This window comes from Streptomyces sp. NBC_00237 (assembly GCF_026342435.1).
GTDB lineage: Bacteria > Actinomycetota > Actinomycetes > Streptomycetales > Streptomycetaceae > Streptomyces.
Map to the genome: position 1 here is coordinate 2320379 of NZ_JAPEMT010000002.1, position 24499 is coordinate 2344877.

Genomic DNA, 24499 nt, shown 5'->3' on the forward strand with positions numbered 1-24499 from the left:
CGAGAGGGGCGGCTGCGCCGCCTGGGCGGCCTGCACACCGGCCGCCCCTCCCGGAAACGGGTCGACAGGACCCCGCTCCGCTGCTGGGATGAGCTCCTCCCCCTCCCGGAAGGGCCCCTACGTGATCAACACGGCACTGGCCACCCACCTCCTCCAGCAACAGTTCCCCCACTGGTCCCACCTCCCCCTCACCCCCCTCCCTCCCTCCGGCTCCGACCACGTCATCTTCCGCCTCGGCCGCGACATGGCCGTCCGCCTCCCCCGAGGCGACTGGGCCGCCGGTCAGGCCGTCAAGGAGCACCGCTGGCACCCCCTCCTCGCTCCGCACCTCCCCCTCGCCGTCCCCACCCCCCTGGCCCTGGGAGAACCCGACCCCGCCGTCTACCCCTGGCACTGGTCGGTCGCCCGCTGGCTCGAAGGCCGTACCGCCTCCCCGGACCCGGCCGAGCAATCCCCCGGAACCCCCGAGCAGTTGGCGGACTTCCTCCTCGCCCTCCACGACCTGGCCCCCGCCGCGTCCCACCTCCCCGGCCCCCACCCCGACCTCGCCGACAGCCCCCTCCACCTCCGCGACGCCGACACCCGCTCGGCCATCGCCGCCACCGCACACGTATTCGACGGCAAAGCCATGACCGCCCTCTGGGAAGCAGCCCTGGAAGCCCCGGCCCGAGCCGACACCGCCCCCACCTGGTTCCACGGCGACTTCCACACCGGCAACCTCCTCACCGACGACGGAGGCCGCCTCACCGCCGTCATCGACTTCGGCAACCTCGGCATGGGCGACCCCGCCGTCGACATGATGGTGGCGTACACGCTCCTCACGCCCGAGAGCCGCGCCGCGTTCCGCACCGCACTCGCCCCCGACGACGCGACCTGGCTGCGCGGCATGGGCTGGGCGATGGCGACGGGCCTCAACGCGTACACGGCGTACGCCGCCACGAACCCCCGCGTCGCCACCCAGACCCACCGCCAAGTCACCGCAGCCCTCGCCGAGTTCGCCCTCGTCCAGTAGCCGCCCCACGCCCCGGCGAGTACCGTCACCAGCATGGTCGGCCGCAGGCGCCGTAAGCTCAGCCCGGCGTTGGTCGGAGCCGTGGTGGCACTGCTCGTCGTGGTCGGGTGCCTCTCGGCGGCGGGCAAGCAGTGGGCATACGGCGAACTGATCGACGAAGCCCCCGTCCGCGTCGAGGGCCGCATCACCTCCGCGACCACCCACCGCGACAAGACCACCGACTACACGGTCACCTACCGCCTGCGCGGCCTGACCTACCGCTCCACCACCCTCAGCCTCGACCGCCTCGAAGCCTCCCCGGCGGTCGGCGTGCCGGTCCCCCTGGAAGTCGCCTCCGCCAACCCCTCGGTGGCCCGCGTCCGAGGCGCGTCGCTCCCGGACGACGGCCTGCCGCCCCTGCTCGTCCTGGGAGCGCTGGCAGCCGCCCTCCTGCTCATCGGCATGCTGAAGCGCGCCGCACACAACGCCCGCGCCGCCCGCGCCCTCCGCAAGGGGAGGCCCTGACGTACCACCGCGCTCACCCGCCCAGCCGTACGGGCCCCGCCGGGGGCCGCCGTCGAGGACGGGGGTACGTACGGAATGTCGGAGGTTCGGGCGCGGGGCAGGGGTCCGTGCCACGAGGGACACGCTCACCGGCAGTGGTCAGCGCGAAGCGGTCAACTCCCTTGCCCGGAGAGCGACTTCCACTCCTCCGCGAGCAGTCCGAGGATGACGTCGTCCAGGAACTCGCCCATCACCCACGCCGAGGACCGCAGCACGCCCTCCCGTACGAAGCCGTTCCGCTCGGCGGACCGGAGCATCGCGTGGTTGTCCGCGAGCGTCTCGATCTGGAGGCGTCGCAGGCCGCGCACGATGAACCCGTAGTGGCACAGCACGGCGACGGTGTCCGTCCCGTACCCCTTGCCCCGGGCGGACGGCAGGAGGCCGAGACCGACGTGGCCGTTGCGGTGGTGGGTGTCGATGCCCCAGAGGGTCGCGAGGCCGACGAGGTCGCCGCTGTCCACGTCCACGACGGAGAACGGGACGTTCAGCGGGTCCTTGTTGTCGACGTGCAGCCGGGGGTCCTTCACGTCGGGCGGCATCGGCAGCCACGGGCGGCCGTCCGCCCGGGATCCGCCGACCACGTCCGTGTAGAGCTCGTTCCGCAGAACCGGGATGTCTTCTTCGTACCGGGCCCTCAGCGCGACCTTCTTGCCTTTCAACATGCACGCTTCCTATCCGAAGCGGCTGACCTGCGGCAACCCGTTAATTCGGTTGGGGAGTCGATGCGGTGAATCGTCCGGGGCGAGGGGCATCGCGCCTGGCCACAGCGGGCGCGCGGGCACGTCACCGTGGCGGTGCGGAATCCGGCGCGCTCCTGCGGGTGCACCGGACGCCGTGTCGCGCCAGCGCCTCCGGGATGCCGTGCAACGCGGGGAGCTGCTCGATGTGGTGGACGCCCGTGGGGAGGGTGTTGCTCAGGAGTTCCCTGGCCACGTGCGCGGCGACCAGCCCGGTGACCACGCTCTGCCGTCGGCCTTCGAGCGCGTACGCCGCGTGGTCCCCGCCGCGCCACGCGTCGACGCGTACGGCGAATCCGTCCCCGCCCGTGTGCAGCTTGCCGAACACCCTCACCAGCACCCGCGACACCGGCTCGTGCCGGGCCGCGCGCAGGAGGCCCACACGCCGCAGGGCGAAGAGCGCGGCGGTCAGGAGCCGGGAGTCCAGGCACAGGCGGGTGGTGGCCCGGTCGACCCCGGCGAGGGTGCGGGGCAGGGTGCGCTGGTCGGAGAAGGGGAACCAGTGCGCGGTACGGGATCCGTAGCCGGGCAGGGCGGTCCGGGCGGGTGCGGCGGACGGGGTCGCGGTGAGCCCCCCGACGGTCCAGCGGAGGGCGTCGTCGCCGTGCCGCTCGCCGCTGCCGAGGAGGACGGTGATGTCGATGCGGTCCGCGCCGCCGACGGCTTCGTGCGCCCGGCGGGCGAGGAGGTTCGTCAGACCGGGGGCGACACCGACGCTGAGCACCGCCGTCGCTCCGGCGTCCGTCGCCACGTCGTGCAGGCCGGACACGGCGTCCAGGAGGCGCGGGGTCGCGCCGATGTCGACCAGGTGGATGCCGCGTTCCAGGCAGATCCGGGCCGCCCCGCCGTCCGGGGGCTCGACGCACAGCACCACCACGGCCACGTCGCCGAGGTCGTCCAGGACCTTCCGCAGCCCGTCCGGTTCGGTGACGTCGACACGCACCCCGCCCGCCTCGCGGACCCGGGCGGCGCTGCGCCCCGCCGCGATCACCCGGCCGGGGAACCACTGCCCGAGGGTGGACGTCACGGTCGCACCGACGGCTCCGTAGCCGCCGATCACCAGGATGCGCGATGTCGCTGTGGTCATACGTAAGGAACTACACGGCAAGCCGCCCGCAGGGAAGGGATGGGCGGGAGCGGCTGTTGAGGGCATGGCAACCGGGGCCCACCCTTCCTCTAGGAAGGCCGGGCCCCTTCCGTGAAACTACGACGATCGCGCGCCGCCGCACCGGCCCGCGCGGACTCCCGGAGGTCAACCACCCATGGACAGACGGACCTTACTGACGGCAGGCGCCGCCGGAGCACTGGCGGGCGCGCTGTCCGCCGCGACCGCCACCACCGCCCACGCCACCCCCCGTTCCGCACCCCCCGCCGCTCCCCGCGCGACCGCTGCCGACGATCCCGTACGACGCGTCGCCCACGCCCTGGACTCCGACCCGCCGCAGGTGTCCTACGGCGACGGCTGGGCCCATGCCCGCCTCACCCTCCACGACGCCCCGGTTCCCCTCGGCATCGACGTCGTCGCGGACACCCTCCGTCCGCCGCGCGGCATCGCCTACCTCCTCCCCGGCGGCGGGCTCAACTTCGCCGCGGACTTCTTCACGCCGCGCGCCCGCAACCTCGCCCATCACCTGCGCGCCCAGGGCCTGTTGGTGATCGGCATCAGCCCCCGCGAGGACCTGGCGGAGCCCGCCGACCTGACCGCAGCCCGGGGCCAGGCCGCGCACAAGGCCGACGCGGCGAAGGTGATCGCGGCCGTGGACCGCGTCCTGGGCCTCCCGTACCAGCTCGTCGGCCACTCGGCGGGTGCGGCTCTCGCGCTGGACCTGGCCTCGACGGACCGCTCGCCCCGCCTGCACCGGGTGGTCCCGATCGACACGACGGGCCCGTACACGGGTGAGCAGCGGGTACGCGCCGCCCAGATGCAGGCCGCGATCCAGGGGCAGTTGGACGCGGGGGTCCTGTACGGCGACACGGGCCTGAAGGGCCTGGTCGCACGTGCGCTGACCGACCCGGACGGCGCGTCCCCGGTGCCCCGCCCGGTGGACCCGGCCACCCGCTTCACGAACGCGGGCCTCGCCCACTTCGCGCTGTCGCGGACGAGTTCGCTGCCCGGCCACACCAACTGGATCTACCGGCAGGGCTACAGCGCGGGCACGTTCGCCTTCGGCGCGACCCCGCTGGACGACCGCTTCTCCCTCACCCACACGCCCCTCGCGACCTGGGGCGAAGCCACCCAGGCCCTCGGCAGCGGGCTCGTCCCGAACGCCCTGCTGCGGGACCTGGCGGCGATCTGGGCCGGGGACACGGCGACGTACCCCTTCGACTGGTCCGGCATCCGTGCGGAGGTCGTCTGGGTCAACGCGGCACTGGGCCGTGGCGACGAGCCGAACGGCGCGGACCTGATCCGGGCCGGGGGCAACCCCCACGTCACCTTCCGGGTCGTCCCCGGCTACGGCCACGCTGACCCGGTGTGGAGCGGGACGGCGGACCGGGACGTGTGGCGGTTCCTGACCCCGTGAGCGAGCACGGGGGCGGGCCGCTTGAGTCCCGGCCTGCCCCCACCACCGGCGGAACCAGGCACGGTCCCGGTCGCTGTGCGGCACGCACTCCGCGACCGGGTCCGCTGCGACGGCTCCACCCGGAGGGGTGTCCGAAAGAGACGGTGGGACGTAACCATCGGCGGATGTAACGGTGTTGGTGGGCGGCGAGGCTGCCGGCATGTCAATTCAGCACTCGCCCGCCCCCGAGCGCGGCGCGCAAGAAGAACAAGAAGAAACTGTCCGGCTCGCCCTCGGCGCCTGGTTCCCGGGGCGTTTCATCGGTGGTGCGGCGCTCGCCCTCGCTCCCGTCGCCTGGTGCGTCGGGCTTCTCCTGCGCTACCTCGCCCTGCGCACGGCGGGTTTCACCCCGGAGCGACTGGCGTGGTTCGACAGTCGGCCGTTCCCCGCCTACGGCCAGCTCGCCGTTTCCGAGGCCAGTCCCGGCCTGGCCACCGCGGGCTACGGATGCTTCGCCGCGGGTGCCGTCCTGCTGTGCGTCGCCTTCGTCGCCCTCGCCGGGATCGTCGCCGTACGCGCCCCGAGACTCGCCCGCATCGGCGGCACGCTCGTCGTGATCGGCCTGTTCTGCCGCCTGTACTGGGCCGGGGTCGACCACACCGCCTTCCAGCTGATCGAATCGCTGGGGCTCGACCGGGCCACCCAGTTGGTGATGGCCCACTACACGGACATCTCCTACGGGCCCCTGCGGGTGCCCATCACGGCCGCCTTCGCCCTGTACGCGGGCACGGCGGTGCTCGCCGTGGGTGCCTTCCGGTCGGGAACCTTCGGTACGGGGCGGCTGGTGCTGTTCCTCCTCGCGGGATCGCTGTGGACCGGCGCGCTCAAGGAGAGCGGGCTCCTCGACGTCGTCCTGTCCGTCGGCCTGTGCGCGGTGTTCGTCCCCCTCGGCATCCGCGTGCTCCGGGGCACCGTGCCCGAACTGCGCGGTCAGGGGGTGCCCGCGACCGGACGCGGGCCGCTGAGGATCCTGAGCTGGTGACACAACCATCATGTGCGGCACGGGTGTTGACGAAGGCGAGCAGCCCGGCCCGTCGCCGACTGAGGACCTTGCTGCTCCCCTTCGTCGCGTTCGGCGGCGCGTTCTTTCCGGCCGCGCTGCCCGGCCCGTACGGTCCCGCATGGCCGGTGCTCGACGCGGTGCCCGGCCCGGTCGCGGCCTCGGCGGTGGGGCTGCTGGCGGCGGTGGCGGTCAGGACCTGGCCGGAGCGGCCGTGGCTGCTGTTCCTGATCGCAGGCGTCGACTGTGTGGTGCGGTCGCCGGGGCTGCTGGTGTCGGTGGCCTCCTACGTGGCGGCGACCTCCTACCGGCGACCACGCCATCTGGTGCTCTTCACCTCGGCCGCGAGCCTGCTGGTCGCGGTGCCCCGGCCGGGGGTCGAGGCGGTGTCGGCGCTCGGCGGTGTGGCGCTGTTCGTCTGGCTGCCCGTCGTGGGCGGGCTGTGGCGGGGTGCCAGGGCGCAGGTGGTGGCCGGGCTGCGCGAGCGGGCCGAACGGCTGGAGCGGGAGCAGTCCGTACGGACCGAGCAGGCCCGCGCGCAGGAACGTGCCCGCATCGCCCGCGACATGCACGACGTCGTGGCCCACCGCGTCTCCCTGATGGTGCTGCGCGCCGGAGCCCTGGAGATCAGCGCCGCCGACGAGAGGACCGCACAGGAGGCGGAGCTCATCCGCACCACGGGAAAGGAGGCCCTCGCCCAACTCCGTTCCGTACTCGGCGTTCTGACGGAGGCCGGGACGACCGAGCCCTTCCTGCCGCAGCCGACGCTCGCCGACCTCGAACGGCTCCTGGAGCAGTCGAGGTCGGCGGGCGTCCCCGTCGAGCGGCAGGACGAGGGCACCGCGCGCGACCTCCCCGCGATGGTCGAGCACACCGCCTACCGGGTCGTTCAGGAAGCGCTCACCAACGTCCACAAGCACGCCGTCCGGCCCACGGTCCGGGTGGCGGTGCGGCACCTGCCCTCGGCGTTGGAGGTCACCGTCACGAATACCGCAGCGCACGTCCCCGCTCCCCCGCTGCCCGGCAGCGGCCTGGGACTCGTCGGTCTGCGGGAGCGCGTCGAACTCCTCGGCGGGCGGTTCGCGGCCGGTCCCGGACCCTCCGGAGGGTTCGCTGTCACTGCGAGACTGCCGACATGACCGGAAACCCCAGCCCCGTCCGCACCCTGGTGGTCGACGACGAGGCCCTCGTCAGGACCGGCCTGCGCATGATCCTCGAAGCCGCCGGGGACATCGAGGTGGTCGCCGAGGCCGATTCCGCGACCGCCGCCGTCGACGCGGTCGTACGCCACCGGCCGCGCGTCGTCCTGATGGACGTACGCATGCCCGGCCTCGACGGCGTGGCCGCGCTGACGGAGATCAACCGGCTGCCCGACCCGCCGGCCGTGATCATGCTGACGACCTTCGACCGCGACGAGTACGTCCACGGCGCCCTCCGCGCCAGGGCCGCCGGGTTCCTGCTGAAGGACACCGCGCCGCGCGACCTCATCGCCGCCGTCCGTGCGGTCGCCGAGGGCAGCGCGATGCTCGCGCCGACGGTCACGAGGCGGCTGATCGACGCCTACGCAGGACAGCGCTCCGCCGACTTCGTCGCGGCCAGACAGCGTCTGTCGGTCCTGACCGACCGCGAAAGAAGGGTCGTCGGCGCGGTCGCCCGAGGGCTGGCCAACGCGGAGGTCGCCCGTGAACTGGGGATGGCGGAGACCACCGTCAAAGTCCACGTGAGCCGGTCCCTCACCAAACTCGGCCTGTCCAACCGGGTGCAGATCGCCCTCCTCGTCCGCGACGCGGGCGGCCCGGGGGGCTGACCGCGACCACCCAGAACTGGCAGTATTCATCAGCGTGTTCGACGCCGGCTCGCGGTGGTGGCGGGCGTCCACCGCGCGGTACATCCGAGCCGACGCACCGTCGGCGCGGCGGGGCACGGAGCGGACCGGGGAGTGGACACAGCGCAATGGGCGAGCGATTCGCGGGCCGGTACGAACTGGTCGACCCGATAGCACGCGGCGGGGCGGGGGCCGTGTGGCGTGCCTGGGATCACCGGCGGCAGCGCTACATCGCGGCCAAGGTGTTGCGGCAGACCGACGCGACCGCTCTGCTGCGCTTCGTCCGCGAGCAGGCACTGCGCATCGATCATCCGCATGTCCTCGCTCCGGCGAGCTGGGCCGCGGACGACGACAAAGTGCTGTTCACGATGGACCTCATGAGGGGCGGTTCACTGGCCCACGTCATCGGGGACTACGGCCCGCTCCCTTCCCACTTCGTCGGTACGCTCCTCGACCAGCTCCTGGCCGGGCTCGCCGCCGTCCACGCGGAGGGAGTCGTGCACCGGGACATCAAACCGGCGAACATCCTGCTGCAAGCCACCGGCACCGGCCGTCCGCACCTGCGGCTCTCCGACTTCGGCCTCGCGCTGCGCAAGGGCGAACCGCGCCTGACGGAGACCGACTACTTCCTCGGCACCCCCGGCTTCGTCGCCCCCGAGCAACGGCTGGGAGCCGAACCCGACTTCCCCGCCGACCTGTACGGGGTGGGCCTGGTCGCCCTCTACCTCCTCGTGGGGGAGAAGCCGGACGCCGAAGCCCTGACCACCGAGTTCGCCCACGGCACTCCGGGCGCCCCACCAGGAGTGCCCGCCCCCTTGTGGGAGGTCGTTGCGGGTTTGATCCAGCCGGACCCGCAGGCCCGGTTCCGCACGGCCACGGGTGCGCGCAAGGCGCTGCTCGCGGCCGTAGAGCTGCTTCCGGGCGCCGATCCCGACGAAGACCCCGTCGAGATCTTCGACCAACTGGGCGCGCTGCCCCGGGGCTGCACCCCTTCCGGGCCTCAGCCGACGCCTGCCCCGCCCGCCCCTTCCGGGCCTCAGCCGACGCCTGACCCGCCCGCCCCTTCCGGGCCTCAGCCGACGCCTGACCCGCCCGCCCCTTCCGGGCCTCAGCCGACGCCTGACCCGCCCACCCCTTCGGGGCCTCAGCCGACGCCTGTCCCGCCGCCCTCTGCCACGCACGCCTCCGCGTCCCAGGCAGCTGCACGGCAGGGAACACCGGCCGAAAGGAGCGCCGCCCGGGACGCGGGCAGACCCCAGGGGCCGCCCGCGAAGATAACGGCCCCCGTACTGCTGCTCGCGCTGATCTGTTTCGCCGTGGGCTTCTGGGCCCTGACCCAGACCTGACCGCGATGGCGCCTAGGAGGTCGCCTTTGAAGGTGCCTAGGAAGGTGCCTAGGAAGGTGCCTAGGAAGGTGCCTTTGAAGGTGCTGACGCAGTCCGGCGTCGGGCCAACAGCGCCCACGCCCCGAGCCCCAGAACGAGCACGGTGCCCGCCCCGATACCCCCCACAGCGACCGCCTTCATCGTGCCGCTCCCGCTGACCGGCGGGCTGCCCGCACCGCTGGCCCCGGCCTTCGGCCGGTCCTCCGCGAGGCCGAACTCCCTGGACGCTCCGGCGTAGGCCGGCCCCGGCTTCTTCGTGCCCTGCACGGTGACCCGGAGCGTCGTCCCGTACGCCCTGTCGCCGAAGACCCTGCCGACCTTGGGGTTCAGCGTGACCCGCAGGTAGTACCAGCCTGCCAGCTGCATGTTGGCTTGGTTTCTGCGGGAGTTGAACCGGTTCTCGTACGCCACGGGCGGCAACGGGTCCATGGATGCCGTCCGCTGATGCCCGTCGTACATCATCGACCCGAACGTCTGCTGTACGTATCCGCGAGCGGGATTGAACAGGGAGAACGACAGCGCGTCCGCGACGAGCCCCTTCCTCGCGCCGGTGGCGCTGTGCAGGTCGATGTCGGAGAACACCTGCTGGCCCCAGTCCACCGGCACCCGGTAGAAGAGGGACTCCCCGGGTCTGATCTGATCGCGCCACTCCCCGGTGGCCAGTCCGACGGCATCGTTGAAGCCGGTGCCGCCGTGCCGCTTCTGCGGGCCACCGGCGGGCGGCGCGGGCAAGGCGCTGGGCCAGCTCTCCGGTGCGGCGGTGGGACCGGCCGCTCCGAGGCCCGGCTCGGACCGGAAGGAGAGCTCCAGTTCCCAGTCCTCCGACGCGGACACCGTCTTGGTGGAACGCTCGACGAGTACGTAGTAGGCGCCCGCTGTCTGGCAGTTGCGGGAGCCCGGTGCGATCAGCCGGGCCGCATAGGTGCTGAGCGGGCGCGGGTAGTCGGCCGATCCGAAGATGACTTTGTCGCCCGCGTCGCAGGATCTGCTGTCGCGATCCAGCACCGACACCTTGAGGCCGTCGGCGTATTCGACCCTGGGGCCTGTCGTCGGCACGGCGACGGCGGAGACGTAGGCGTTCGTCTTCGCGTCGAGGTTCACCCGGTAGTACTGCTTGCCCTCCGGGGCGATGCGGTCACGGTAGGCGCCTCCGGTGACCAGGACCGGCGCATCGGCAGTGCTCGCGGCGCCCCGGACCGTCTTGCCTCCCTCGTCGAAGACGTACGGCCCTGGCCGCCCGGCGGCCAGCGTCTGGCCCGGCAACGCAGCCACCACGCACAATGCCGCCACCACCACGACAAAGGACCGCATCCGGCCCGTCAACCCGATGCCCAGAACCCCCCGCCCCCTGCTGCGCCGCCTCTTCACACGCCACCCCTCGTCGTCAACCGTCCGCAGTCCCCCGCCTCCGCCCCTGCCGAGGCCACCACACGAAGCACAGGCCCCCGGCGCATGCCCCATCGGCGAGGAGCGGGGTGTCACGACCATCCAACCACCAACTGACGCAGGCGAGTTGAAGACTCTCTAGCCGGAGAGCGCCTTCCACGGCCCTGGCCAGGACGCGACGGCGAGGCGGGCGGGTGTGGTCCGTTGCAGGGGCTGCGAGATCCATCGCGACACGCTATCCATCACGACACGCTCCGGCGCGCGGACATGCTCGGCCTTGCCCGGCCGCCCGCCGTGCCTGGGGCCCTATCCGAGGCACATCAGCACGCCGCAGGAGCCACACACCAACCTGCGGCCTACCACCCGCAAAGGGGGGCGGGACCTGTGAGGAGACGATGGCCGGGAGGCACTGGGACGCTCGCGTGGCGGGCTGACCGCCAAGATCCACATCCTGGCGGACGACCGGCCCCGCCCGCTGGTCCGGCTGACCTCGCCCGGCCAGCATGGCGACAACCTGACGCTCGTCCCAGTGCTGGAACCGGCTGCCCGCCGTACCTCTTCGTAACGGCGATGACTCATGACGTTCCCTCGACTCCGCGCGTGGCTGGTCCGCTCGTCGTCGCCTCGATGAAGTGATCCACCAGGGCAAGGCTGCTTGTCGGCACCCACAAGCGGACGGCTCGTGAGTCGTAGACCCCCAGGCAGACCGCCCCGGCCGACAGTCGGCCGACCCCGGACATCCGGTAGGAGTGGGCGAAGTACACCGAGTCCCACGGCACGACGTAGTGGGTGGCCCAGAGGAATCCTCGGCGGAAGTGGAGCACGGCGTTCTCCGGGTCGAGCGCCGCTGCTGCCCAGCAGTAGTTGATCGCGGCCAGCAGGACGATCGCCACGGCGGCCAGCAGGATGACCGCCGTGATCAGGGACATCGCATGCACCGCCCATGCGGCCAGGGCGAGCGTTGCCACGGCCCCTCCGGCCAGGCCCCATCGCAGAGGCCGACCCGGTTCCGGGGCCCGGGACACGGCGGCGGCATAGGCCGGAAAGTGGCTTCGGACGCTGTCCCGGATGTGTTCGAGGCGCGCTGCCGGGAAGACGATGTTCGCGCCGATCCTCTCGCCGGACTGCCGGGAGGCGAAGGACAGTCGGGCGTACCCGGTGACGCGCATCAGAGGGTTCCGCTGGATCCTGACCCCGCCGACCTGGGATCGGGGCATCCGCCGTGACTCCGCGGAGACGAGGCCGCCGGACATGGTGAACGTCTCCGCTCTGAGCCGGACTTCGAACAGCCGGTACCGCAGCCAGGCGATGAGCATCCCGAATGCCGCCGCCACCGCCCCGAGCACGGCGACAGCGATCACCACCTGTGCCCACAGGGGCCCGGGCAGGTCGGAGATCTCCGGAAGGACCGAGGGAAGCGGGAGAAAGGCGGCGGCGTTCTCGTAGAGCTCCATCAGGAAGGGCAACAACAGGGCGAACTGCCCGTAGGTGACCGAGATGAGGAGGTAGTCGCGTACGCGGATCCGGTAGATCAGGTCGCCCGGGCCCGCCGAGTGGTCCTCGGTCTCACCTGCCGAACCTGATGCCCATCCGGTCTCCGCGGATTCCCTGGGGCCCTCGGCGGCCGGGGGGACCGCACGGCTGTCGGTGCCGGGCACCGGGGTGCCCGGGGACGGACGAACCGGGACAGCTTCGAAGTAGCCCTCCATCTCGGCAGCGACGGCCTGTGGGACCGCCTCGATCACCAAGGCGGCCTTCGACTCCGTGCCAATGCCGATCAGCACGCGCGAACAGCCCAGGAGTCGTGCCACGGCTGACCGGGAGACCTGGACGGAAACCACTTCCGCCCAGCTGAGCGAGGTGGAACGTCGCACCACCAGGCCGCTGTCGTAGCGGATCCCGTCGCTGTCGACGGCGAACGTCGTCATCCGCCAGTCCACGACCAGGCTGAGCACGATGATGCCGCCCAGCAGCCCGAAGACCGCGGCCACCGGGATCCCGAACAGGACCGGCCACCTGGCCGAGACCGACACTCCCGCGATGACGGCGGGAACGATCGTCGCCGCGTGCTCGGCCGTACGCATCGCGAACATGGCCGGACTGTTGCGGCGTTGGGGAAGTGTCTGGGTCATGGAGAGTACTCGCGGACGAACTGCTCGAACCGATGGGCCTCGGCCTGTGACAGGGGCCCGATCGACCGTGACTCGACGATCGTTGCCGTCCTGACGGTGAACAGGTTGAACCATCCCAGAATCGGCCCTTGACGGGTCTCGCAATACAGGATCCGAGACAACGGATACACCTCGCGTCGCCTCCACAGACGCCCCCGCTCGACGATGACGCAATCCGTGGTCAGCGTGTACCGGGAGTACCGGTAGCGCAGCGGAATCAGCACGAGAGCGTCGAACAACGCGAACGCCAGAGCTGCCGCCGCCAGGATGTAGACCCACCTGCGCCACCCGGGGGGAAACCATGAGACGTACGACAGGACTGCCGCGAGGGCGAGCACGAGGACGGCGCCGACCGCGTTCTCTACCTGCCAGAAGAGCACAGCCCGCTTGTCCAGTTGCCGCACGACGGCATCCGGTCCCCCACCGGGCAGACCTTCCTCCTCAGACGCAACCGGCGTACGAGCGCTCATGACGTCCGACGGGTCGAGACCGGCTCCCCGCCTGCCTCGGCCTTCCTTCTGGCCTGCCGCCCGCTCGACCACATCCAGAGCAACATCACCACGGCGGCCACCGCCACCAGGGACGACCGCAGATCGAGTCGGCCCTGCACGGCCATCACCACGACAGCGACGCTCCACAGGCACGGCACCACGGCACCGAGCCAGGCCGGGCCTTTGCGCGCCATGAGCAGGTGCAGGCCCAGCACCGCCAGGACCGCTACGGCCACCGAGAGAAGGACGAGATTCTGAGACACCAAAGTTTCCGTTCGAGCTTGGTTGGATGACGGCATATGCATATTCAGCAGGTACACGAAGGGATGCAGACAGCAATCCGGAATACCTGCCTGTACGCCTGTGACGGCATGGACGATGTGATCCCCTAGCGTCCGGGCCTCACCTTTCGAGCAGCGCTTCCAGCGCTTCTCAGCGGTCCGGTATGGGCACCGCGCAGCCGCGCCATGGCCCCTTTCGGGGAGTCCATCGTCGGCAATGACTTGAGTTCGGCTGCTATCTGCAGAACCTTTTCCGATATTTCATACGCCGCCTGGCCTGGGCGGGTGAGGTTGAACCCTCGAACCTCTCGCTCGAAAAGCTCGACGCCACAGACCTTTTCCACCTCGCGAATGTGGTACAGCACGGTGGACTTTCCGTAACTGAGCTTCTTAGCGGCTTCCGTGACGCTGCCGGTCAGTGCAGCGGTCACAAAAGTGTGGAGCATAACCGTATTCATATGAACTTCCCCGTTTTGCCATCATGTCCGCACCAGCTCGAAGGAACGGCTTCTTGTGCCGTTCGGAGCCAAAGGAGCAGATGCTCGATGGTCGACTGAATCCTCTCTCAACAACTCTTGACTGGATCCACTCCATCCCCGTCGTGGACCCGGAAGGCCACCGGCCTCCTGTGGAACTTGGGTCGTACGCCTGAGGAGCGTACGCGAAGGCCGGCTTGTCAGGGAAGGGGTCTCAGTAGAGGAGCCACCCACTGATCCAACCGTTCCCCGCGCCTCCCCTTTGCTCCTTCTTGACTCCACCATTGATTCTGCAATACCGGAGGGTCAGGTTCCTTTTGAGAGACCTGGAGGGCAATATTCCGGCCCCCCTCCCCTCAATTGTCTATTATGTCCACCGCATCTAACACTCCTACAGGATGATCGCAATGCCTGGAGGACAATTTCGTCCTCAATGGATCGAATGAGCTTTCCGTTGCTAGCTTCGCAATCCTCCAGCCGGGGGGGATCAGCATTCACGACTGCTTCCAACGGCAACGCACCCGTTCCGGGCGGCGTTGAAGCGTCACTCAATCACGGAGGACAGAAAAATGGCTTGGCTGAAGCTGGCATGGAAGCTCATTAAGCTCGGCAGCAAGTACGGCTCGAAGTTCGCCAAGTGGGTCTGGGCCCACAAGTCCCAGATCCTGAAGTGGTCGAGCTCCGGCTACACCGCTGCCGAGATAGTCATCTTCATTGCTCGGGCCATCGGCGCGGCCTAAACACCCAAGGGTGTCGGCTGAGGAACCATTCAGCTGAATTCGGAGAGCCACAGTCGTTCCTTCGACTGTGGCTCTCCGTTGCTGTGCGACCTATTGGTCACGGCCGTCGCGACCGGCCCAGTCGCTGCCTGTGCAGCCTCGGGGCCGACACGGGTACGCCCGAAACGGCGCAGTCCTGGCCCCGGACCCGGCCCCGGCCCCGGCCCCGGCCCCGGCTACCGAGGCATCGACCCGGGAGATCCTCCCGCTGAACCGGTCGCAGGCCCCCCACCGCACCATGAACGTCCGCAAGTGGGTCCGCCTCGTCGGCTCTTGGGCAGCCGGGAACGGCCCGTTGCTCTGCGGCAACCGTCTTCTTCGCGCAGGCTTCACGCAGTTGCGGGCAGGACGGGGCAGCGTGGCCGTGGCCCGCCCGGCCCCTTAGTCGCTGGCCCGTGCCCGGTGCCGACGCGGACGGCACTCACCTCTTCTCAGGCCGCTGCTGAACCGTGGCGAGAGCCGGGGCCGGTCCTTACGGCTTCCCGGCGGACGCCACAGGTCAGAGGAGGTGGTCCGCTTTGCCCGCCTTGATGTCGAGGATGAGGTTGCGGAGGGCTTCGCGGGTGTCGGTGAGGGGGGTGTCCTCTGCGCCCGATACGGCGATGTAGGCGTTGCCCGTGTCGTCCGTTCCGAGCCGGAAGCAGTTCGCGCCTTCGCCGCAGAAGGGCTCGTCCCAGTGGATCGTCGGCATGGTGGCTTCTCCTAGAGGTCGTCGGCGATGGTACGGATGAAGTCCCGCGACTCGATGGGGTCGAGGGCGACTTCCTGCATCTGGTCGAGCTGGGCCCGGTACTTGCGGAGTTGCATCTCGGAGTCGAGGAACTCGGGCCCGTGGGTGCTGTCCAGCTCCACGACGTCGAGCTGCGGCACCGCCGCCTCCGCGTAGATGACCGACTGCCCGGCCCCCGGGAAGCCGCCCGCCTTGAACGGGATCACCCGGACGGTCACCGTGTCCCGCTCCGACTCGTTCAGTACGTGCTCAAGCTGCCGCTTGGCGACTTTCGACCCGCCGAACTCCATCCGGAGGGCCGCTTCATGGACGATCAGGTCGATCACGGGTGGATCCGGCTTCACCAACACTGCCTGTCGCGCCATCCGGTGGGTCACCCGAAGATCGACGTCCGGCCCCGGGAGCGGCGGGATGACCTGCTCGAAAACGGCGCGTGCGTGTTCCTCGGTGTCCAGGATTCCGGGCATGTGCACTGACAGTGCGATGCGCAGGCGCTTGGCGTGCCACTCCATCTCGTCAATGTCGAGAATCGCTGCGGGCAGCTGCCCTCGGTAGGGCTCCCACCACCCCCGTCCTCTCCGGGTCGCCATTTCGGCGAGTGCGTCCACGAAGTCCTGGTCAGGGCATCCGTAATTGCAGGCCAGCGTGCGCACACGCGCGGCGCTGATGCCTGACCGACCGGACTCCATGTTGGGCACATTGGTACGGGGGACCCCGAGCAGCCCGGCGGCGAACTCCGTGCTCATCCCCGCTGCAATCCGCATCTTGCGCAGCTCTGCGCCGACGCGCCGCTGACGCTCAGTAGGTGTGGTTCTAGGCGGCATGCGCTCCCCTAACAGGCCCATCAGTGCGGCCCAGTCTGCCCCGGCAGCGCGCACGCGGTCCACCCGCCAGAGTGGCGAATGAGCCGAAGAGTAGTACACGTACTCCGCGATGCTCTACAGTCGGTAACGCACCGCTTACACACGTGAGTTGAAGCGCATCGCGCGGGGCTGCCCGGAACCTCCTATCCCTGGGAGGGGCGGGCTCGCGCCAGGGAGACAGGCCACAGCTCACCCGCGTAACGGAGCGCGCACGGGGTCAACAGCCGCACTGAACGAGGGAGTTCAGCCATGCATCAGACCGCTACCCCCACCCACATGCTCTGCCCGGTCGCCGACCGTCCCGACGCCCCCTCCCCCACCAGAACCGCCTACGACGAAGCCGACAACCTCGCCGTCAGCTTGACCGTCCCCGGCGAACCCCGCAGCGCGGGCATCGTCCGCCGCGCCCTGACCGGCGCACTGCACGCGCACCACCTGGACCGGTACGGGCCGGTCCTGGCCCTAGTCGTCACCGAACTCATCGCGGTAGCGGGAGAGTTGACCTCCGACGCGGACCTGTACGTGTCCCTGCGCCACCACCACAACACCCTCCGCCTCATCGTCTGGGACCAGCACCCGCCGCACGCCGACCCCGACGCAACCTCTCTCTGCTTCGTACGACGCAGGCGCGCGCTGTGGCTCCTCGCGGAGGCGGTCGAGGACTGGGGCGGGGAGTGGGGCGTGGACGAGGCACTGCCGCCGCACCGGGGAATCAAGTCCTGGGTAACTCTGCCGCGCTGAGGGAGGGCCGGAACCGGGGTTGGCCCGTACCGGGAAGTCACGGGTATGGGCCGCCCCTCTTCCTATGGTCGCGCTTCCGGGGGCCCTGTAAAGGGCGCTCCTACGTCCGTCGGACAAGGAGGACGGCCCTACCAACCATCCGACTCGGCCCCACCTCGCCCCCCTCCCCCACCGGAGCACGGGCCGGGATCTACTCCACCACCGACACTCCGTCCCAGCGGAACCAGGCGCGCTCCTGGTCGATGTGGAGCAGAAATTCGGCGACCGGGCCATGCGGTGAGAGAAGGGTGAGAGCGTGCTCGATGCGGTCATAGGCGGCCTCAAAACCACCGAAGTCCGCATCTCCAACAAGCACGTTGACCTCATCGAACCAGCGCTTGAACTGCCCGAAGCCACGCTCCGGGAGGAAGCGTCCCCGGTACCAGGGCATGTCGATGTCGTCCACGGTGATGGTGCCAATGAGGTCGCCACCGTGCAGGAGTCGCCACTCGGTATCGATATCTGCCATATCGGCCATCCTGACGAGCCCACCGGAACGCGCCTCCGCGAACTACGGCGCTTCCGTACCCAACTCAGCCTGCAAACGCTCGGGCCAGTCCTCCCGGGCGAACTCGATGGCGACCTGGAGTCGGATGACGCTCCCCAGCGAAACGAGCACGGCTCCGGCTTGCAAACGCTCGGCGGGGAGTGGGCCCTGCCCGTAGAGAGCAACTCTGTCCGGGAGTTCGGCGAGCAACCGAATGACCTCGACTGCGGAACCGGGCTCGGGATAGTCACGCCGGATTCGCCGTACGACGCGTGCACTGACGGGCAATGAGCCGTCCGCTCGGGAGGGCATCGGCGACATGGCCTACGACCTCCCGGGCGAACGATCAGATCCGGTCACGTGCTGGGTGTTGCACCCGGGTTGGGGGCCTGGCCCCGCGGGAACGTGATCTCCACACGGCGATTCTTCTTGCGGCCCTCTTCGGAGGCGTTGTCGGCGATGGGATAGTCCTCGCTGTAACCACGCACCTCGAAGGTGACCTCCGAACCAAGGCTCTTGACCAGCTCACGCTGGACCATGTCGGCACGGTTCTTGGAGAGCTTGAGGCCGTGCTCGTAACTACCGAGGTTGTCGGTAAAACCGAAGACGCGAATCTTGGTGGCCTTGTTGGTCAGGGCCTCTTGAGCGACAGCTTTGATGCGGGCGGCGGCTTCAGGCTGAAGCTTGTGGCTGTCCTTGGGGAAAAGAACTTCGGCTTGGAGCGCGAAGCTGACGTCGGAGTTGGTGTCGGACCGACGTTCCTCGCCACCCATGTCTTCGACTACGGACTTGATGTCGAGGACCCGGGCGGGGGCGAGTGTGCCTCCAGCCGCGATCTTGAGGCCAGGCGCGTTGGCATCCACTTGCGGTGCTTCGACAGGAGTCGTGCTTCCTGGCGGCTTGGTTGCTCCAGGAGTTGGGTCGGCAGCCTGTGCGTTTGTCACGCCGAATCCGACGACCGCAACGGTCGTCGACATCATCACAAATACGTGCCGCACGGGCCGACTTCGAGAGGGCACACTAGCCATGGCTCACTCGCTCCCCGAGATCTCGATAGTCATTGCGGGCATATCTGCGATCTGAAAGTCCACCTTGGACGCAGAAGGAGGCGGTGCGGGGAACTGGGCAAAAAACTCCCTCTCGCTTCCCGGGGTGAACCCGGTTGCGAAGTTGGTGCACAGGCAACGCCCATCAGTGTCACGTAGAACGAGGTACTTCTTCTTCCCGGTGCGGTCCACCAACGAAGCACCGGCCATGGATGCCGAGTTCCTCGCCAGCTCCTGCTCCTTACCCTGCCACCCTGGGGCCGTCCAGACGTTCCCGCCGCCGTTCTTGACCTTCCCGTTCACCGTCACGAATCCACCAGCGTCGCGAACGGCCGAGTTGATCACGAGCGTGATGTTGTCCCCTCCTTTGGCCTCCGCCAAAACTTGCTTCTCAGCAGGCTGTTGAGGGGACTGCTTCTCCGCCTTCTCGTCTGGCTTATTGCCAGTGGCGGCGGACGACGGCGGGGCTTCTCCAGCGCCCCCTCCCCCGTCCCCGCACCCGGCAACCGTGAGGGCCAAGCCAGCCGTGATCGCCACAGCGGTCAATACCCTTCGGGCCTTCATGGTGTGCCGCACGCTCATCAACAGACCTGCCTTCTCTTGTCGTTCGCTCATCACTTGACCAGGTGGACCGAGAACAGGTCCTTCGCTTCGGGAAGCTGATCGAGGGGCATGTCGGCAATCTTCTTCGGGTCGATGGTCCAGATGCCGCTGCCCTCGCAGTCGATGACCACCAGTACCTCCGGGTCACCGCCAGGAACGACCACACACAGCGGCTTCACCACGGCGGTGGCCTTGGCTTCGGCGTGGCTGGTCGACGTAGCCGGGATCACGGAGTCCCCTGCGGTGTAGTTCGTACGGATCTCCACCGAGAACGAAGGGTTGCCGTTGACCTGCCCCAGGGCCGGACCAGCGGTGAGAGCCGAATCGTTGGAAGCAGCAAGCGCCGCCGCGGCTCCACCGCCGTTGCCGGTCGCCTTTTCGGCGAGGAGCCAGGGCAGCCACAGCTCAGGAGCCGCAATGTTGTCGAAGAAGCCCTCGGTCAGTTCATCCCGAGCCTCCTGCGCGGCGGCGAGCGCCGCAGCGTCGGCAGCAGACTGGCCACCACTGCGTGCAGTGGCGGCCTGGGCGAACGCGAAGAATGCGAACGCGACAAAGAGCAGGAGCCCCACCATCCCGATGTAGATGGGGAACGCCTGCCCTCGGTCACGCTGCGAACGGTCAGTTGTCAGGGCCCGCCGGGCCCTCCACCCCCGCCGCCGGTGACGGCCCGAACAGCAGTTTGCAATGCTGTCGCAATCATCGTGTCCAGGTTCAACAGCCGAATCGCCGCCACGATCAACGCAATGATCGCCACCAGACCCGCGTACTCCACGAGACTCGCGCCCTCGTCCCGGCGCTCCTTCATGCGGCTGGCAACGGTGTTCGACCACACCATTAGCGCCGCCAGTGCCTTCAACATGATCTGACCCTCCGGTTCGATACGTTTCCCGGCCTGAAGCAGGACCCCTGCCGCTGGCAACACCGGAAACGTACGTCGGACACCCACCCGCCCCAGAGGGCCCGTGGGCCCAACTCCGGGCCCAAAACCCTAACTGGGCCCCCACCCGTCGCGGCGGAACGTCGACCTCAACCACGACCGATCCCCCATCCCCCACCGCGTCGGCCCGCGCCGCCCGCCGTACCGATCCACCGTGCAATCGCCTCGCTCCGGCTCGCGCTGTGCAGCTTTGCGAAGATCCGATTGATGTGGTTCTTGACCGTCTTCTCGCTGATGAAGCAGGTGGCGGCGATCTGCTGGTTACTCATGCCGACCGCAATGAGATCCATGACCTCCACCTCCCTCGAACTCAGTCCGAATTCCTGCCTGTTGGGTGCCCCCTGTGCCGGGTGAGCCTGCGGTTCCGATTGTGCATGACGAGATGGAGGCAGTTCTGCCGGGTACCTTGCCATCCGTGCTTGCACTTGCGAAGGAATTCCGCCCAACTGTTCGGAACTTGAGACAGGTGGCTCTGAGTTTGCGGCAGTGACAGGCTGTGCAGTCGCACCGCGGCCCCTGTACGGGACACCCGTCACGTACGCGCTCCCCAGCCCTTCCGGCAGCTCGGCCGCTCGGGCCTCACCCCGTACATGCGCCAGAAGGGCGTTCTGCGCCGAAGCGGTGAAGTGGGCTCGGCCCTCCTTGATGTCCCGCACCGCGCTGGCGAGTTGGTCGGCCGTGAACTCGCCGTGGACGACGTATCCGCCCGCGCCCAGCCGCAACGCCTCCTGCACGATCTCGCTCTCGCTGCTGTACGTCAGCATCATCACCGGCGCGACCTTCACCAGCAGCGGCAGCGCCGACAGGCCGTCCACGCCCGGCATCCGCACGTCGAGAAGGACGACGTCCGGCTGACAGTGTTCCGCAGCGGCCAGTGCCTGGCGGCCGTCCGCTGCCTCCGCGACGACCTCGATGTCCTCACGCGCGCCGAGCAGTGCCGACAGCCCGGCCCGTACGACCGGATTGTCGTCCGCGACCACCACGCGCAGCACGGGCGGTGGGCCGAACGGGTCCGGGGAGTGGTCCGGGTAGGGGTAGGGAGTGGGGAACGCCGCCGCCGGCGGGGGAAGGGGGGTCCCGTTCGGGGTGTGTTCCGAGCGTGGAACGACCGAGTGCGACGAGGTGTGCTGGGATGCGTCCGGCATGGTGCGGCCTCCTCTCGGGAGTCGGGAAGGGAGGGGTCAGGGCAGTTGGTACGGGGGCGGTGCCCCGGCGACGGGCCCGAGGGCCGACACCGGCAGGTCGAGCCGTACTTCCGTGCCGCCTTCGCTGCGGCCACGGCCGATCCGGATGCGGGCGCCGATACCGGCGGCCCGCTCCACCATTCCGACCAGACCGAAGTGACCGGCCTTGCGGAGGTCTTCGAGGGAGAGGCCCGGCGGCAAGCCCTTCCCGTCGTCGAGGATGCTGATGCGCACCATGCCTGTGTGGACGCCGAGTTCGAGTGTGAGCGAGCTTGCCTGAGCATGGCGGTGGCTGTTCTCCATGGCCTCGGTGGCGATGGTCACGAGGTGGCGGGCCACCGCGTGCGGGACGGGGGGCGGCGGGGCATCGCCGACCGGGTGCAGCTCGGCGTGCACTCCCGTACGTGTGGAGAAATCGGCGACACGGGAGGAGAGTTCACTCCGCAGGTCCACTCCCCCGCCCTCGTAGTCGGCCTCCCTGCGCAAGTCCGAGAGGATCTCGCGAGACTCGGCGGCGGCCCGGCGGGCCGAGCGAGCCACGATGCCCGCCTGGTGCTTGACCGTCATCGGGTCCATGCGGTCCGCGCCCTGGGCCAGACCTTCGGCGGCCAGGGCAACGCCGTGGAGCGTCTTGGCGACCGAATCGTGCATTTCCCTTGCCATGCGGGCCCGTTCGGCATCGACCGCGTCCGTCACGGCGAGCCGGGCATGGGCCTCCGACAGAGCCTGCGTCGCCGCACCGAAGCGGAACATGAGGTTGCGCAGGGTTACCCCGACGATTCCGGCAGCCACGCAGAACACGCTGATCAGGACCGTGCTGGACGGGCCCGCCATCCGGTGCTGCCAGGCCGCGTACGCAGCGACCAGCAGCAGCATCTGGATCGCCGTGAATATCCCGGCCCCCCGCCAGCCGTACAGCAGCCCCGCGAGAAGGGGTGTGCACACCGTCGCGTACCCGAGGGCGGAGTCCGGGGAGGCCGCCAGCAGGAGTACGGAACCGAAGGCCAGGTCCGCCGCCATCAGGGAGCGGTACTTGATCAGGAGCGGGGCGAAGGTCTCCCAGTCACGCAGCATCGCGTACGAGCCGACGAAGGTGACCACCACGGCCCCGCCCACCAGCCAGCTTCCGAACGGGCCAGAGGCACGGCTGAGGGCGAAGGGCGTACCGATCGCGATCATGGCGATACGGAAGCCGAAGACCTGACGGCACAGAGCCTGGAGCGCGTTGATCTGGATGGGGAGGCTCGGGGCCTCGACGTCCTTCCGCAGGGCGGACGCGGACGCGAGTTCCGGTGCGGCGGCACCTCCCTGGAGGCCGACGGCCCGGCGGAACGGACTGAATACCGTCATGGGCGGCCTCAGTTCCCCAGGAAGTTGCCGAGGCCGTCGGCGGAACCCATGAAGAGGTTCGCGACAATCAGGATCAGGGTCGCCGGGACCATGAAGACCAGAGTGACGAGCGTCGCCTTGGGGATGGCCTTGGCCGCGCGCCGCCGGGAGTTCTGGGCGTCGGTGCGTCGCATGTCGGTGGCGATCTCGATCAGGGTGTCGGCGATGGGCGCACCCAGGTCCTCGCCCTGCTGGAGTGCCGTGACGAACTGCGAGACCTGCTCCGATGCGTTGCGGCGGCGCAGCTCGTCGAATGCCTGGCGACGGCTGACGCCCATGTCCATCTGTCGGAGGGTGATGGAGAGTTCGTCGGCCCAGGGGCCTTCGTAGCGTTCGGCGACGCGCTCCAGGGCCTGGCGGAAGCCGAGGCCCGCGCTGACGACGACGGCGAGTACGTCGAGGAAGTCCGGCAGGGTGCGCTCGATGACGTCCTTGCGTTCGCGGGTGGCCTGCCAGATCAGGGCGTCGGCGGCGAACCAGCCGTACGCGAAGCAGAATGCGGCGAAGATCGTCATGCCCTGGAGGAGGCAGAGCAGGCCCGCGAACGCACCGAGGGTTCCGTAGACGGCGCGGCGGGCCGCGTAACGGTCGACGGTGAGGCCCTTGGGATTGCCCGCCGTGTCGATCTTGCGGCGCTTCTTGGCGACGGTCTCCGGGCCCATCAGCCGCAGGACGGCAGGGGCGAAACGGATGCCGAGGCGGTCCACCGCCGAGTCCGTGGCGGAGACACGGGAAGCGCCGACTTCCAGAGCGACGAGGTCGCCGGGAACCTTGGCCTCCGCGCGGTACATGCGGATTCCGGCGAAGATTCCGGCAACGGCCAGGCCGAAGGCCAGGGCGAGGAGCAGTCCGGTCAGTCCGGTCATGGTCGTGGGCCCATCCCTCTCAGACTTCGATCCGGCTGAGGCGGCGCATCACGATGAAGCCGACCGCATAGAGACCTATCGACGTGCCGACGACGATCTTGCCGACCGTGCTGCTCGTCATGGTGGCGAGTGTTCCGGGGGTCATCGAGTTGAGCATCAGCATCGCGCCGAGACCCAGGAGCGGGACCGTGTACGCGGTGGCGTTAATCTCGGAGAGCATCGTGCCGACCTCGCGGCGGGTCTCCTTGCGCTCCTCCAGGGTCTGGGTCAGGTTGCGGAGGGAACCGACGACTGTACCGCCGGCCCGGTTGGACAGGACGAGGGTCGTCACGAGGACGACCAGTTCCCGGGACGGCAGCCGTTTTGCCAGCTCGCCCAGCGTTTCGTCGATGGACCGACCCACCGCCAACTGGCTTGCCACAACGGATAGTTCTTCGCCCGCCGGGGCTTCCAGCTCCTCGGCGGCGATGCCCAGTGCCGTACGGAGAGCCAGCCCAGCGGCCGTCGCGTTCGCCAGGATGCGGGACAGGTCGGGGAGCTGGTTGATGAATGCCTCGATGCGCTTCTGGCGTTGCCAGTTGAGGAAGGTGAGGGCTCCCCAGATCGCCACCAGGCCCGCGATCGGACCGAAGAACGGAGCCAGGGTGGAGGAGGCGATCAGCCAGAGTCCCGCGACTCCTCCGAGCACGTACACGAAGAACTCACCGGGGGTGACGTCCAGCCCGGTCGCGGCGATGCGCACCTGGAGGTTCTTACCGAGGGCCGTCCTGCGCAGGCGGCGGTCGATGGCCTGGAAGTTGCGGCGGCGCCCCGAGGACTGCGCGGAGGTCAGGGCGAGGCGGTCCTCCAGAGCGGCGCGCTGGGCCTTGCCGGAGAAGTAGACGTGCAGGCCGACGATGGCGAGGACGCAGGTGAGCAGGGTGGCGCCGACCGTCAGCAGGGCGGGGTTGTTCAGGTCGAGATCCAT

The 24499-nt window shown here is 69.4% G+C and carries 27 protein-coding genes and 1 pseudogene; 10 read left to right on the plus strand and 18 right to left on the minus strand.

Annotated elements, in window-relative coordinates:
* The first annotated feature begins 88 nt into the window (after positions 1 to 88).
* Together OG897_RS24010 and OG897_RS24015 are read left to right on the plus strand one after the other, a co-directional pair.
* Positions 89 to 1012: an aminoglycoside phosphotransferase family protein gene (locus OG897_RS24010; protein WP_266659265.1), complete on the plus strand. Its 924-nt coding sequence runs from the start codon at positions 89 to 91 to the stop codon at positions 1010 to 1012.
* 33 nt (positions 1013 to 1045) lie between these two features.
* The gene (locus OG897_RS24015) at positions 1046 to 1516 is read left to right on the plus strand and encodes a DUF3592 domain-containing protein (protein WP_266659266.1); all 471 of its coding nucleotides are present in this window, start codon (positions 1046 to 1048) and stop codon (positions 1514 to 1516) included.
* A gap of 152 nt (positions 1517 to 1668) precedes the next feature.
* Here the strand turns inward: OG897_RS24015 and OG897_RS24020 are convergent, their stop codons facing one another.
* Both OG897_RS24020 and OG897_RS24025 read right to left on the minus strand, forming a co-directional pair.
* Entirely contained in the window at positions 1669 to 2217 is a 549-nt protein-coding gene (locus OG897_RS24020; protein WP_266659267.1) for a GNAT family N-acetyltransferase, read from the minus strand.
* A gap of 121 nt (positions 2218 to 2338) precedes the next feature.
* A complete protein-coding gene (locus OG897_RS24025) occupies positions 2339 to 3379 on the minus strand; it encodes a saccharopine dehydrogenase family protein (protein WP_266659268.1) in 1041 nt (346 codons plus the stop codon).
* Positions 3380 to 3554: 175 nt separating this feature from the next.
* On the opposite strand from OG897_RS24025, the gene OG897_RS24030 reads away from it, so the two are divergent.
* The 5 genes from OG897_RS24030 to OG897_RS24050 all read left to right on the plus strand — a co-directional run bounded on the left by OG897_RS24030 (position 3555) and on the right by OG897_RS24050 (position 9024).
* Positions 3555 to 4814: a hypothetical protein gene (locus OG897_RS24030; RefSeq protein ID WP_266659269.1), complete on the plus strand. Its 1260-nt coding sequence runs from the start codon at positions 3555 to 3557 to the stop codon at positions 4812 to 4814.
* Positions 4815 to 5013: 199 nt separating this feature from the next.
* The gene (locus OG897_RS24035) at positions 5014 to 5835 is read left to right on the plus strand and encodes a hypothetical protein (protein WP_266659270.1); all 822 of its coding nucleotides are present in this window, start codon (positions 5014 to 5016) and stop codon (positions 5833 to 5835) included.
* The gene (locus OG897_RS24040) at positions 5832 to 6992 is read left to right on the plus strand and encodes a sensor histidine kinase (protein WP_266659271.1); all 1161 of its coding nucleotides are present in this window, start codon (positions 5832 to 5834) and stop codon (positions 6990 to 6992) included. The genes OG897_RS24035 and OG897_RS24040 overlap by 4 nt, the downstream gene beginning before the upstream one ends.
* A complete protein-coding gene (locus OG897_RS24045) occupies positions 6989 to 7660 on the plus strand; it encodes a response regulator transcription factor (RefSeq protein WP_266659272.1) in 672 nt (223 codons plus the stop codon). The genes OG897_RS24040 and OG897_RS24045 overlap by 4 nt, the downstream gene beginning before the upstream one ends.
* Before the next feature lie 146 nt (positions 7661 to 7806).
* Positions 7807 to 9024: a serine/threonine-protein kinase gene (locus OG897_RS24050; RefSeq protein WP_266659273.1), complete on the plus strand. Its 1218-nt coding sequence runs from the start codon at positions 7807 to 7809 to the stop codon at positions 9022 to 9024.
* A 60-nt stretch (positions 9025 to 9084) separates the two neighbouring features.
* Here the strand turns inward: OG897_RS24050 and OG897_RS24055 are convergent, their stop codons facing one another.
* Entirely contained in the window at positions 9085 to 10374 is a 1290-nt protein-coding gene (locus OG897_RS24055; protein WP_266659274.1) for a hypothetical protein, read from the minus strand.
* A gap of 481 nt (positions 10375 to 10855) precedes the next feature.
* Here OG897_RS24055 and OG897_RS24060 point away from each other — a divergent pair.
* Positions 10856 to 10960: pseudogene (locus OG897_RS24060) on the plus strand (IS5/IS1182 family transposase); the annotation flags it as partial.
* A gap of 64 nt (positions 10961 to 11024) precedes the next feature.
* Here OG897_RS24060 and OG897_RS24065 read toward each other — a convergent pair.
* From OG897_RS24065 to OG897_RS24080, 4 genes are all read right to left on the minus strand, one after another.
* Positions 11025 to 12581, minus strand: coding sequence for a PH domain-containing protein (locus OG897_RS24065; protein WP_266659275.1), 1557 nt, complete (start codon positions 12579 to 12581; stop codon positions 11025 to 11027).
* Positions 12578 to 13024, minus strand: coding sequence for a PH domain-containing protein (locus OG897_RS24070; RefSeq protein ID WP_266659276.1), 447 nt, complete (start codon positions 13022 to 13024; stop codon positions 12578 to 12580). Before OG897_RS24070 ends, OG897_RS24065 begins: the two co-directional genes overlap by 4 nt.
* 62 nt (positions 13025 to 13086) lie before the next feature.
* Entirely contained in the window at positions 13087 to 13374 is a 288-nt protein-coding gene (locus OG897_RS24075; RefSeq protein WP_266659277.1) for a hypothetical protein, read from the minus strand.
* 125 nt (positions 13375 to 13499) lie between these two features.
* Positions 13500 to 13823 (minus strand): LysR family transcriptional regulator, encoded by a 324-nt coding sequence (locus OG897_RS24080; RefSeq protein ID WP_266659278.1) that lies wholly within the window; start codon positions 13821 to 13823, stop codon positions 13500 to 13502.
* 614 nt (positions 13824 to 14437) lie between these two features.
* Here OG897_RS24080 and OG897_RS24085 point away from each other — a divergent pair.
* Positions 14438 to 14608, plus strand: coding sequence for an aureocin A53 family class IId bacteriocin (locus OG897_RS24085; protein WP_266659279.1), 171 nt, complete (start codon positions 14438 to 14440; stop codon positions 14606 to 14608).
* Positions 14609 to 15146: 538 nt separating this feature from the next.
* Here OG897_RS24085 and OG897_RS24090 read toward each other — a convergent pair.
* Positions 15147 to 15338: a hypothetical protein gene (locus OG897_RS24090; protein WP_266659280.1), complete on the minus strand. Its 192-nt coding sequence runs from the start codon at positions 15336 to 15338 to the stop codon at positions 15147 to 15149.
* A gap of 11 nt (positions 15339 to 15349) precedes the next feature.
* Positions 15350 to 16222, minus strand: a complete 873-nt coding sequence (locus OG897_RS24095; RefSeq protein ID WP_323188107.1) for a helix-turn-helix transcriptional regulator — start codon at positions 16220 to 16222, stop codon at positions 15350 to 15352.
* A gap of 267 nt (positions 16223 to 16489) precedes the next feature.
* Between OG897_RS24095 and OG897_RS24100 the strand changes: the two genes are divergently transcribed.
* Positions 16490 to 16981 (plus strand): ATP-binding protein, encoded by a 492-nt coding sequence (locus OG897_RS24100; protein WP_266659282.1) that lies wholly within the window; start codon positions 16490 to 16492, stop codon positions 16979 to 16981.
* 190 nt (positions 16982 to 17171) lie between these two features.
* On the opposite strand, the gene OG897_RS24105 is transcribed toward OG897_RS24100, so the two are convergent.
* The 9 genes from OG897_RS24105 to OG897_RS24145 form a co-directional block, all read right to left on the minus strand.
* The gene (locus tag OG897_RS24105) at positions 17172 to 17489 is read right to left on the minus strand and encodes a hypothetical protein (protein WP_266659283.1); all 318 of its coding nucleotides are present in this window, start codon (positions 17487 to 17489) and stop codon (positions 17172 to 17174) included.
* A 374-nt stretch (positions 17490 to 17863) separates the two neighbouring features.
* The gene (locus OG897_RS24110) at positions 17864 to 18487 is read right to left on the minus strand and encodes an OmpA family protein (RefSeq protein WP_266659284.1); all 624 of its coding nucleotides are present in this window, start codon (positions 18485 to 18487) and stop codon (positions 17864 to 17866) included.
* 51 nt (positions 18488 to 18538) lie between these two features.
* Positions 18539 to 19168: a hypothetical protein gene (locus OG897_RS24115; RefSeq protein WP_323188093.1), complete on the minus strand. Its 630-nt coding sequence runs from the start codon at positions 19166 to 19168 to the stop codon at positions 18539 to 18541.
* Positions 19168 to 19842 (minus strand): pilus assembly protein TadG-related protein, encoded by a 675-nt coding sequence (locus tag OG897_RS24120; protein WP_266660448.1) that lies wholly within the window; start codon positions 19840 to 19842, stop codon positions 19168 to 19170. The genes OG897_RS24115 and OG897_RS24120 overlap by 1 nt, the downstream gene beginning before the upstream one ends.
* Positions 19782 to 20015 carry a hypothetical protein gene (locus tag OG897_RS24125; protein WP_266660450.1) on the minus strand — a complete coding sequence of 78 codons (234 nt, stop codon included), beginning with the start codon at positions 20013 to 20015 and terminating at the stop codon, positions 19782 to 19784. The genes OG897_RS24120 and OG897_RS24125 overlap by 61 nt, the downstream gene beginning before the upstream one ends.
* Positions 20016 to 20182: 167 nt before the next feature.
* On the minus strand, positions 20183 to 21238 hold the full coding sequence (locus OG897_RS24130) for a response regulator transcription factor (protein WP_266659285.1): 1056 nt from the start codon (positions 21236 to 21238) through the stop codon (positions 20183 to 20185).
* Positions 21239 to 21274: 36 nt separating this feature from the next.
* Positions 21275 to 22627, minus strand: coding sequence for a sensor histidine kinase (locus OG897_RS24135; RefSeq protein WP_266659286.1), 1353 nt, complete (start codon positions 22625 to 22627; stop codon positions 21275 to 21277).
* A gap of 8 nt (positions 22628 to 22635) precedes the next feature.
* Positions 22636 to 23532: a DUF5936 domain-containing protein gene (locus OG897_RS24140; protein ID WP_266659287.1), complete on the minus strand. Its 897-nt coding sequence runs from the start codon at positions 23530 to 23532 to the stop codon at positions 22636 to 22638.
* A gap of 19 nt (positions 23533 to 23551) precedes the next feature.
* Positions 23552 to 24499 carry a type II secretion system F family protein gene (locus OG897_RS24145; RefSeq protein ID WP_266659288.1) on the minus strand — a complete coding sequence of 316 codons (948 nt, stop codon included), beginning with the start codon at positions 24497 to 24499 and terminating at the stop codon, positions 23552 to 23554.